Annotated in this window: 12 protein-coding genes; 6 read left to right on the forward strand and 6 right to left on the reverse strand. The window is 70.6% G+C overall.

All coding sequences use genetic code 11. From position 1 onward, the window contains the following. On the reverse strand, positions 1–592 hold a 592-nt coding region (locus JHN63_RS45030), incomplete at its 3' end, for a hypothetical protein (protein ID WP_200690926.1). 345 nt (positions 593–937) lie between these two features. Between JHN63_RS45030 and mshA the strand changes: the two genes are divergently transcribed. The 3 genes from mshA (at position 938) to JHN63_RS45045 (ending at position 4549) form a co-directional block, all read left to right on the forward strand. Continuing rightward, a complete protein-coding gene (gene mshA / locus JHN63_RS45035; RefSeq protein WP_200690927.1) occupies positions 938–2275 on the forward strand; it encodes a D-inositol-3-phosphate glycosyltransferase in 1338 nt (445 codons plus the stop codon). Then, the gene (locus JHN63_RS45040) at positions 2268–2780 is read left to right on the forward strand and encodes a YbjN domain-containing protein (protein WP_200690928.1); all 513 of its coding nucleotides are present in this window, start codon (positions 2268–2270) and stop codon (positions 2778–2780) included. The genes mshA and JHN63_RS45040 overlap by 8 nt, the downstream gene beginning before the upstream one ends. A gap of 110 nt (positions 2781–2890) precedes the next feature. Next, on the forward strand, positions 2891–4549 hold the full coding sequence (locus JHN63_RS45045; RefSeq protein WP_200690929.1) for a glycosyl hydrolase family 28-related protein: 1659 nt from the start codon (positions 2891–2893) through the stop codon (positions 4547–4549). 1 nt (position 4550) lies between these two features. On the opposite strand, the gene JHN63_RS45050 is transcribed toward JHN63_RS45045, so the two are convergent. Further along, positions 4551–5198, reverse strand: a complete 648-nt coding sequence (locus JHN63_RS45050) for a methyltransferase domain-containing protein (RefSeq protein WP_200690930.1) — start codon at positions 5196–5198, stop codon at positions 4551–4553. Between the two features lie 9 nt (positions 5199–5207). Then, complete coding sequence (locus JHN63_RS45055; protein WP_200690931.1) at positions 5208–6047, reverse strand: AraC family transcriptional regulator; 840 nt, start codon at positions 6045–6047, stop codon at positions 5208–5210. Here JHN63_RS45055 and JHN63_RS45060 point away from each other — a divergent pair. Continuing rightward, a complete protein-coding gene (locus JHN63_RS45060) occupies positions 6046–6522 on the forward strand; it encodes a DUF2000 domain-containing protein (RefSeq protein ID WP_200690932.1) in 477 nt (158 codons plus the stop codon). The genes JHN63_RS45055 and JHN63_RS45060 overlap by 2 nt on opposite strands. 230 nt (positions 6523–6752) lie before the next feature. Further along, positions 6753–7160: a hypothetical protein gene (locus JHN63_RS45065; RefSeq protein WP_200690933.1), complete on the forward strand. Its 408-nt coding sequence runs from the start codon at positions 6753–6755 to the stop codon at positions 7158–7160. Between the two features lie 15 nt (positions 7161–7175). Here the strand turns inward: JHN63_RS45065 and JHN63_RS45070 are convergent, their stop codons facing one another. Then, on the reverse strand, positions 7176–8435 hold the full coding sequence (locus tag JHN63_RS45070) for an MFS transporter (protein WP_200690934.1): 1260 nt from the start codon (positions 8433–8435) through the stop codon (positions 7176–7178). A 165-nt stretch (positions 8436–8600) separates the two neighbouring features. Here JHN63_RS45070 and JHN63_RS45075 point away from each other — a divergent pair, with 165 nt between their 5' ends. Continuing rightward, positions 8601–9362 (forward strand): phosphoglyceromutase, encoded by a 762-nt coding sequence (locus JHN63_RS45075; protein WP_200690935.1) that lies wholly within the window; start codon positions 8601–8603, stop codon positions 9360–9362. Between the two features lie 116 nt (positions 9363–9478). Here JHN63_RS45075 and JHN63_RS45080 read toward each other — a convergent pair whose 3' ends face one another. After that, positions 9479–10024 (reverse strand): alpha/beta fold hydrolase, encoded by a 546-nt coding sequence (locus JHN63_RS45080; RefSeq protein ID WP_374223002.1) that lies wholly within the window; start codon positions 10022–10024, stop codon positions 9479–9481. Then, positions 9981–10379: an alpha/beta fold hydrolase gene (locus tag JHN63_RS53445; RefSeq protein ID WP_234478656.1), complete on the reverse strand. Its 399-nt coding sequence runs from the start codon at positions 10377–10379 to the stop codon at positions 9981–9983. The genes JHN63_RS45080 and JHN63_RS53445 overlap by 44 nt, the downstream gene beginning before the upstream one ends. Between the last annotated feature and the right edge of the window lie 183 nt (positions 10380–10562).

The raw sequence follows: 10562 nt of genomic DNA on the forward strand, positions 1-10562 counted from the left end.
AGAGCAGCAGCCCCACGCCCGCGGTGAGCAGCGCCCCGTCGCCCGCGGGCGTGGGGCTGCTGCTCTCCAGGGGAGACGGGAACGACGTGGAGGGGCTGGAGGACGGCTCCGCCGACGTCGAGGGCTGTGCGGATGCGGATGCGGATGCGGATGCGGATGCCGAGGCGGACGCGGACGCGGACGCGCCGCACGTCACGTCCGGGACGACCACCATCGGCGTGATGTCGTCGTCGACCTGGTCGCCCGCCTTGACGTGGACCCGGAAGGTCTCACCGGCGTACCAGTCCAGGGTCTTGAGGTCGACGCTGACGCCGTCGGCGGTCGGGTGCTCGATGGTCTCGGTGTCGACCCACCGCTCTCCGCCCGGCATGTTCAGCTGGACGTACAGGGTGATCTTGGCCGGCGTCCCGCTCGCGTCCTTGTCCGTGACGCGGATGACGCCGTTGTCGTGGGCGTCGCAGAGGGGGACCGCGGTGAAGTCGCCGATGGTGCAGGCGAGCGCGGTGTGGGCGGCGGCGAGGGAGAGCGCGGCCGCGGCGGTCGAGGTGCCTATGACACGGGCCGCCCTGGCGGTACGAGGGGAGAGGGACACGCTTGTCCTTAGGTCGAAGGGCCCGGGACCACGTCGTAGAGTCCGAGCGCCCGACACGTCTACAAGCCTTGTGACCTCGCTGTCAAAGGTTGTATCGGCGCAGGTCAAGAGGTGGTGAAGGGGTGGTCGGGGGTGGCCCTGCGCAGGGTCAAGCGACGGTCATGGTCATGTCGGTTCAGTCGCCGGTCTCACGCAGCACGCCCTCGAACGGTTGAGCGACCCACGGCAATGGCTCGGCAAAATCCTCATGCGCAGGAATGAGAATCCGACCCCCTGACGTTGCACCCCGTTGGAGGGAACCGCACGCCCTCCCTCAGGCATGCCCGCAGCGAGGAGGAACGCCACGTGAGCCAGTACGGCAGCAGGCTCGGCCGGCTTTCCCCGGCCACGTCCGCCCGGCTGCGGCTGCACCGCAAACCCCGCCGTGTCGCCATGCTCTCCGTGCACACCTCCCCGCTGCACCAGCCCGGCACGGGCGACGCCGGCGGCATGAACGTCTACATCGTGGAGCTCGCGCAGCGCCTCGCCGCGATCAACATCGAGGTCGAGATCTTCACCCGCGCCACCACGGCCGTCCTCCCCCCGACCGTCGAACTGGCTCCCGGCGTCCTCGTCCGCCACGTCGACGCGGGCCCGTACGAAGGCCTCGCCAAGGAGGAACTCCCCGCCCAGCTCTGCGCGTTCACGCACGGAGTGATGCAGGCGTGGGCCGGTCACCGCCCCGGCTACTACGACCTCGTGCACTCGCACTACTGGCTCTCCGGCCACGTCGGCTGGCTCGCCGCCCAGCGCTGGGGCGTCCCCCTCGTGCACGCGATGCACACGATGGCCAAGGTCAAGAACGCCAGCCTGGCCGACGGCGACACCCCCGAACCGGCCGCCCGCGTCATCGGCGAGACCCAGATCGTCGCCGCCGCCGACCGCCTCATCGCCAACACGGCGGAGGAGGCCGACGAACTCGTACGGCACTACGCGGCCGACCCCGCCAAGGTCGCCGTGGTCCACCCGGGCGTGAATCTCGAACGCTTCCGCCCGGCCGACGGGCGAGCGGCCGCCCGCGCCCGCCTCGGGCTGCCCCAGGACGCCCTGATCCCGCTCTTCGCGGGCCGCATCCAGCCACTGAAGGCCCCGGACGTGCTGCTGCGCGCGGTCGCCGTGCTGCTCGACGAGCGGCCCGAGCTGCGCTCGAACATCGTCGTCCCCGTCGTCGGCGGGCCGAGCGGCAGCGGCCTCGCCAAGCCCGAGGGCCTGCAGAAACTGGCCGCGCGGCTGGGCATCGCGGACGTCGTACGGTTCCGGCCGCCGGTCGGGCAGGAGCAGCTCGCGGACTGGTTCCGGGCCGCGTCCGTGCTGGTCATGCCGTCGTACAACGAGTCCTTCGGGCTGGTCGCCATAGAGGCGCAGGCGGCCGGTACGCCGGTGCTCGCGGCCTCGGTCGGCGGGCTCCCGGTCGCGGTGCGCGACGGCGAGACCGGCTTCCTCGTCCAGGGCCACGACCCCGCCGCCTACGCGCGCGTGCTGCGCACCCTCGCCGACGACCCGCACCTCGCGCCCCGCATGGGCGAGGCCGCCGCCCGGCACGCCCAGTGCTTCGGCTGGGACACCGCGGCCGCCGCCACGGCGGACGTCTACGCGGCGGCGGCGCAGGCCCACCGCCGTCACGTACGCTCGCACCATGGGTGAGGCAGCAGCGGACCAGGAGCGGGCGGCGCAGGTCATCGAGGGTTTCCTCAAGGGCGCCGAACTCGACTGGGAGAGCCCCGAGTCGGGCACGTTCGTCGTCCAACTCCCCGGCACCCGCAAGCTGTCGACGACCCTCTCGCTCCGCGTCGGCCGCCACTCCCTCTCGCTCAACGCCTTCGTCATCCGCCACCCCGACGAGAACGAGACCGGTTTCCACCGCTGGCTCCTGGAGCGCAACCTCAAGCTGTACGGCGTGAGTTACGCCGTCGATCAGCTCGGTGACGTGTACGTCTCCGGCCGCCTCCCGCTGTCCGCCGTCACCGAGGCCGAGATCGACCGCCTCCTCGGCCAGGTCCTGGAGGCCGCCGACGGCAGCTTCAACACGCTGCTGGAGTTGGGCTTCTCCTCCGCGATCCGCAAGGAGTACGCGTGGCGGGTGGCGCGCGGCGAGTCGACGCGGAATCTCGATGCGTTCACGCATCTGACCCAGCGGCCGACCGACTGACCTCTGTCTTACCTCTTCCGTAGCGTTGCGGCCCCGTGGCATGCTCACCGCCAGCACATTTCTGAACGTCGTTCACATCCATGAAGAGCCGCGTGGGAGGACGTACGTACATGAGCCGCACCCGTTTCACCAGCCTCAGCAGACGAACCCTGCTCGGAAGCGCGCTGGCCCTGGCGGTCCCCCTGCCGCGCCCCGGATGGCACGGCCAAGTCCCGTCCCTCTGGCGGGAGTTCACCCGCACCCCGTTCACCCACCCGCAGATCCCGTACATCGGCGGGGCGGGCGCGCGACGCCACCCCCGTCCCTCGCGGGCGTTCGACGTCCGCGCGTTCGGCGCCGTGGCGGACCCCGCCGTCGACTCCGCCCCCGCGATCAACCGTGCCATCGCCGCTGCCGGTCGGGCCGGCGGTGGCACGGTCCACCTCCCGCCCGGCACCTTCCGCATCGACGACGTGATCCGCGTCGGCCACTCGAACGTGCTGCTCAGGGGCGCCGGCAGCGACCGCACGAAGCTCTGGGCGACGCGGAATCTGACGGACCTCATCGGCGTCTACGGCTCCCGCTACGGCGGCGACAAGTCGTCCTGGTCCTGGGCGGGCGGACTCATCTGGCTCGCCCCGACGGCCCGTTGGGACTCATTGGTCGCCGCGATCCGGGCGAAGGCCTGGCCCTTCGAGGGCTGGACCGGCAACAGACGTGACGAATGGCGGCAGTTGACGACCGTCGAGCCGGCCCGCCAGGGCGCGTGGACGGTCCGGGTGGCGGACGCCTCCCAACTCAGGCCCGGCACCCTGGTGTTGCTCCGCATCGCCGACGACACCGGCCACACCCTCCTCCAGCACATGGCGGGCGGCGGCCCCGGCCCCGAGGCGTACTACTGGGACGACAAGACGAAGCTCCTGTCGTACGTCCCCTACGAATGGCCCGTCCGCATCGCGCACGTCCACGGCCGGAAGGTCACGCTGGAGCGCCCGCTGCCCCTCGACCTCCGTCCCGAGTGGAACCCCCAATTCACCACGCACGTGGAGGAGTTGACGGGCTCGGGCGTCGAAGGCCTCACCCTGGAGGCGGTCGAGACCCCACAGCAACCCCACCTCCTCGACAAGGGCTACAACGGCGTCGTCCTCCAATGTGCCTACGACTGCCGGGTGGACGACGTGACGGTCCGTCATGTCGACAACGGCTTCGGCCTGGTGGCCGCCTCGGCGTGCACCCTGCGTGGTACGCGGGTGGCGGGCCGGGGCTCCCACCATCCCTACTTCTGCCGCGAGGGCTCGCACGACAACCTCATCGAGGACTTCACCATCGAGGAACGGACGGTCCCGGCCCCGTCCAACACCCAGCTCCACGGCATCAACGTCGAGGGCCTGTCCTCGTACAACGTCTGGTCGCGCGGCGACCTGCGCATGGGCACCTTCGACAGCCACCGCGGCCTGCCCTTCGCCAACGTCCGCACCGACATCACCGTCGACAACAACGGCCGCCACGGCGGCGACGTGAACGCAGGCCCGCTCTTCGGCGCCCGCTTCACCCACTGGAACATCCGTGTCACCAACGGCCGAGCGGGCCTGATGAAGATCGACGGACTTGCCCCGTACAGCGCCACGGTGGGCCTCAACACGGTCACCGAGTTCGACCAGATCGACGTCCCCGACTTCACCGGCGACCTGCACGCACGGCTGGAGCTCTACGGCACGACGGAGGTCGTACGGCCGCGGAACCTGTACGAGGCGCAGCGGGACTTCTCCGAGGCGCGGCGGGACCTGTGACTCACGTGCGCCGCAGGACGTCGTAGCCGATGAAGTCGAACATGCGGGTGCCGGGCGGGAGTTGACGTTGCTCGCCGGTGAAGCGGTGGGCGCCGACGGCCTGGGGGACCGAGGGGTCGGAGACCCAGAGCCGCTCGAAGCCGCGTTCCTCCAGCCAGGCGCAGACCTGCGGGACGAGGTCGGTGGCCAGGTCGCGGCTGCGGGTCCACACGAGCGTGCCGCCCGTCCGGCACAACGCGGTGCAGTGGTCGAGGAGGCGTTCCACGTCGGCGTCGGTGATGTTGCCGAGGACACCGCAGGCGAGGACGAGGTCGGCGGGGGCGAGGTCGGCGTACTGATCCGTCGACGAGGCGTCCCCGGCGACGACTTCGACCCCGGGGAGACCGGCGGCCCGCGCGGCCTCGGTCGCGTGGGCGACGTTCCGTTCGTCCAACTCGACCAGCCGGGCCCGGACTTCGGCCCCGCGCGGATGCTCGGCCAGTACGCCGATCAGGTCCCGGCCCTGTCCGGCGCAGAGGCTGATCGCGGTGAGCGGGCCCAGCGGGGCGGTGTTGAGGGCGAGCCGGAGGCGGTCCTGGATGGTGGCCAGGCGCCGACTGAGGTAGGAATCGGGGGAGTCGTAGGAGTCGTGCCACTCGTGCCAGTCCATGCGGGGAACCTAGCCACGCCGTCGATCTCTGTCGCGTGAATATCGCCCCGGCGTGACCCCCACCAACTTCCGGAAATGCCGGGTGAGATGGGACTGGTCGTAGAACCCGGTCACCGTCGCCACCTCGCCCGGCGGGCGGCCGTCGAGGAGGAGTCGGCGGGCGCGGTCGACGCGGCGGGACATCAGGTACTGGTGCGGTGCGATGCCGTACGCGCCGCTGAACGCCCGTACCAGATGGGCCGGATGGGCGTGCACGAGCCGGGCGGCCTCGTCGAGGGCGATGCCCTCCGTGACGCGCTCGTCGAGGAGTTCGCGGAGGGTGCGGGCGAGGACGGGGTCCTCGGCGGGGGCGGGCGCGGACGGCCGTAGATGGGCGTGCAGTCGTTCGGCGATGAGGGTCAGCCGGCTCTCGGCCTCCAGTTCGTCGCCGGGGTGGTCGAGTGCGGTGTGCAACTGGCCGACGCGCAGCCGGAGTTCGGGATCGCGGAGGTCGGGCCGGTCGACGGCGGAACCGATGAGACCGTCCGGGAGGTGGGTGTCGTCGAGATAGAGGACGCGCTTGCGGAAGCCGTGCGGGGTGGCGGGGGAGCCGTTGTGCGGAACGTGCGGGGGCAGCAGCGTGACCGTGTCGTGCGGGGTGCCGTGCTCGTGCCGGTCGAGGTCGTACCGTACGGCTCCGTCGTCCACGATCAGCAGCGTCCACGCGTCGTGCACGTGCATCGGGTACGCGTACTCGGTGAAGTGGGCGTGGAAGACCTCGACGACCCCGGGGATGCGGGGCCGCCAGGCGGAGACCTCCTGCTGGGGTCGGCCTGGGCCGTGCTGGCCCGGGCCCTGCTGCGGGGCCATGCAAAGAACGTACAAGACGGGGCCGTGGGGCGGTCGGCAGTCTCGACGTATGAACAGTGAACCGGTGCGCTTCGACACCAAGATCGCCGTCCTGCTGCGGGACGACCTTGAGCCCTGGCAGCGGCTGAACGTCACGTCCTTCCTGGTCAGCGGCCTGGGATCGCAGGTTCCCGAGGTGATCGGGGAGCCGTACGAGGACGCGGACGGGGTGGCGTACCTGCCGATGTTCCGGCAGCCGGTGATGGTCTTCGAGGCCACGAAGGAGGTCCTGGTGGCGGCCCATGGGCGGGTCCTGTCCCGCGCCCTGCCGCGCGCCGTCTTCACCTCCGACCTCTTCGCCACCGGCAACGACCGGGACAACCGGGCGGCGGTGCGGGCCGTCGCCACGGCCGAGCTGGATGTGGTGGGGCTCGCGGTGTACGGGCCGCGGAACGGGGTGGACAAGGTGGTGAAGGGGGCGCGTATGCATCCGTGAGCGGTGATCGGATGCATCCGTGAGCGGTGGTGGGGACGTGGGGTGATTCGGTGAGTACTGCCCGAGTCGGACGGCGGTGATGCGTGCAGGTGGGACGGCTTGACCGGTTCGAGTGGCTGTCGCCGTGAAGCCTTCTGCGCGCGCTCGGGGAGGGAGGAGAGTCCTCCCCGGTGAGCCCGTACCCGGGGTGGGCCACCCGCACCGATCCGTTCTTCGGCAGGGAGAGAACCATGAACCGATCCACGAAGCTGGCCCTGGGGGCCGTGGTGACGGCACTCACCATCGGGGGCACGGTCGCGGCGTCGGCCCAACCGGACCAGGTCCACCGGGCGGCGACCACCGCCGGCTGGGCCAAGGTCTCCGCGAGCGGGCACATCCTGGGCGGGCAGGGCATTCGTGGCATCAACAAGTTCGGCATCGGCCGCTACAACATCACCACGACCCACGGCCTCAACGGCTGCGCCCTCCTGGGCACCGTCAACACCAACGGCGGGAGCGACCCCGGCCCGGGGTCCTCGTCCATCCTCGTCGGCCAGGTGAACGGGAACACCCTCTTCATCCGTACGGCGACGCCGTCCTCGGGCGGCAACGCGGCGGTGGACAGCGACAGGCCGTTCTCGATCACCGTGGTGTGCTGATGCGCTGACCTCCGGCTAGGCCGCGCTGACCTCGGGCTTCGCCGCTACCGGTGTCTCCGCAGCCGTCGGCTCGGTGGCCGGAAGCCGTCGCATCAGGGCGCCGTAGCCCACCGCCGCCACCGTCCCCACGACCGCGCACATCCCCCACAGCCACTCCGCGCCGAACCGGTCGATGACGAAACCGGACATGAGCGGGGCGACGAGCGCGGCGACCGCCCAGGAGAGGGTGTACATGCCCTGGTACCGGCCGCGCCCCTGGAGCGGGGAGAGGCGGACCACGAGGCCCGTCTGGGTCGGCGCGTTGATCATCTCGCCGAGGGTCCACACGCACACCGTGAGGGCGAAGACACCGACCGAGCCGGCGAACGCGGTGAGCCCGAAGCCGTAGCCCGCGAGGAGGGACGAGACGACCAACAGGCGCTTGGCGTCGCGGTGTTCGATGAGTCGGGTGACCGGGATCTGGAGGGCGACGATGAGGAAGCCGTTGACGGCGATCGCGGTGCCGTAGTCGGCGGGGGTGAAGCCGGCCTCGCCCATCGCGACCGGGAGGCCCACCGAGCCCTGCTGGAAGACGAGGGCGACGAGGAAGGACAGTCCTACGACGCTCATGAACCGCCCGTCGCGCAGGACGGTCCGCAGGCCGACCGCGGGTTCCCTGCTGTCGGTGCCGACCGGGGCCGTGGGCCGGGACTCGGGCAGCCGTAGGAACACGACGACCGCGCAGACCGCCGTCATCCCTGCCTCCAGCAGGAACCCGGCGCGGTAGCTGACCTCGGCGATGAAGCCGGCGGCCATGGAGGAGATGGCGAAACCGAGGTTGATGGCCCAGTAGTTGAGGGAGAACGCGCGGACGCGGTCCTCGGGGCGCACGATGTCGGCCATCATCGCCTGCACCGCCGGGCGGGACGCGTTGCTCGCGGCGCCGACGAGGCACGCGACGGCGGCGATGGCGACGGGATCGTGCATGAAGCCGAGCAGCGCCACGGACGCGGCGGTCGACGACTGCGCGATGAGGAGGGTGGGGCGGCGGCCGATCCGGTCGGTCAGCACGCCGGAACCGATGGAGGAGACGACCCCGCCGAGGCCGTACAGGGAGGCGACCAGGCCGGCGTAGGTGGCGGAGTAGCCGCGGTCCAGAGTCAGGTACAGCGCCATGAAGGTCGAGACGAACGCGCCGAGCCGGTTGACGAGGGTGCTGGTCCACAGCCACCAGAACTCGCGGGGCAGACCGGAGACGGTTTCCCGGGCGGCGCGTCTCAGGGCGGCGAGTGACATGGCGGATCCCCCACGGTCGGACGGGTGTGTAAGTGGCTCATTCGCCACTCACAACTTACGAAGGGGGCTCTCTGGTGAGCCACTCAATTAACAGAAGCCGTCAACTGTCGGACCGGGAGGCGGGCGCCCGACCGTGGCCCGAATGCGTGGATTACGCTCTGAGGCATGGCCGACGCACCGTACAAGCTGATCCTCCTCCGCCACGGCGAGAGCGAGTGGAACGCGAAGAACCTGTTCACCGGCTGGGTGGACGTCAACCTGAACGAGAAGGGCGAGAAGGAGGCGGTCCGCGGTGGCGAGCTCCTGAAGGACGCCGACCTTCTCCCCGACGTGGTCCACACGTCCCTCCAGAAGCGCGCGATCCGCACGGCGCAGCTCGCGCTCGAGTCCGCGGACCGCCACTGGATCCCGGTCCACCGCAGCTGGCGCCTGAACGAGCGCCACTACGGCGCCCTCCAGGGCAAGGACAAGGCGCAGACCCTCGCGGAGTTCGGCGAGGAGCAGTTCATGCTGTGGCGCCGTTCCTACGACACCCCGCCGCCCGCGCTCGAGGACGGCACGGAGTTCTCCCAGTCCGCGGACCCGCGCTACGCCTCCATCCCGCCGGAGCTGCGCCCCCGCACGGAGTGCCTCAAGGACGTCGTCGTCCGCATGCTCCCGTACTGGTACGACGGCATCGTCCCCGACCTCCTCGCGGGCCGCACGGTCCTCGTCGCCGCCCACGGCAATTCGCTCCGCGCCCTCGTCAAGCACCTCGACGGCATCTCCGACGCGGACATCGCGGGGCTGAACATCCCGACGGGGATCCCGCTGGCGTACGAACTGGACGCGTCCTTCAAGCCGCTCAAGCCGGGTGGTACTTACCTTGACCCCGATGCGGCCGCGGCTGCGATCGAGGCGGTCAAGAACCAGGGCAAGAAGAAGTAGGGCAAGAAAAGAAGCAACGCGACACGATCAAGCCCCCTGCCCGCGGTTTCTCCGCAGGCAGGGGGCTTGATCGTGCCTGTGGGCTGCCTCTCGGGCGACAGGCAGCCCGCCCGCGCTCAGGTCAGTTTCGTGACGATGTCCGCCACCCGGCCGGGCATTGACAGGAACGGTGAGTGGGAGGCGTCGAGCGCCACGACGGAGGTCGTGTTGTCCGGGAAGGCGGTGTCGGCGTCCGCGATGAACTTCTGCTGCAAAGTCGGCCGAATGGCCATGTCCCGTGCGCAGGTCACGTAGGTGCGGGGAACGGAGCCCCAGCCCTCGCGGGTCAGGCCGGTGACGCCCAGGGCGATGCCGACCGGGGCGTCGGGGGTCAGCAGCCCGATCGCGGCATCGGCGACGGCTGGGTCGGCGTCTCCGAAGAAGGCGTCCCGCAACCGCTGACGGTAGGCGGCGTCGTCCGACGCGAGGTCGAACCGCAGAGCTCCGATCGCGGCGGGATCGGCCTGAAGGCAGGGGCCGATGAGCTCACCGGCGTTCTCGGGGCTCTGGATGTAGACGACGGCCGGAATGTCCGAGGCCGGCATGAACGCGGTCAGGTACACCGCGTGAGCGATCAGCTCAGGGTGCTGCTGTGCGGCCCGCGTCAGGACCGTGCCGGCCATGCTGTGGGCCACCACCGTGACCGGTGCCCCCTGCCCGAGCTGCCTGATCTGTGAGACCAGCAGGTCGGCTGCAGGGGGCACCGGTCACGGTGGTGGCCCACAGCATGGCCGGCAGGTCGGCNGCCTGGTCGAGGTCGACGTCGGCGACCGGCGAGACCTCCGTGGCCAGGGCAGCCGGGTCGAACGGGCGCGTGGTGAGGCACGCCGGCCGCCGGGCGCGGAGCCCATGGCCTGCCAGGTCCACCGCGAGAGCCGGGTGGCCGCCCGCCGCCACGTGGGCGATGACGTCGCTCCAGCACCAGGAGCCGTGCCAGTAGCCGTGCACGAACAGCAAGGGGGTCGCTCTGGCGGTCATCAACACTCCATCGGGAAGGCGACGTCAAGACGGGACACTGCGGGCGATTGGGTCAGATCGTCACATCGGGAAGAATGAGGCGCAACGTCGAGTTCGTCAAGTGAAGATAAATTCACCTTGGCGGTCCGTCACCCTTCCCGTCACCCCGGAAGTGGATCGGAAGCGGATCGGTTCTGGTGGCGG

The organism is Streptomyces sp. MBT65 (assembly GCF_016612545.1).
Classification (GTDB): Bacteria; Actinomycetota; Actinomycetes; order Streptomycetales; family Streptomycetaceae; genus Streptomyces.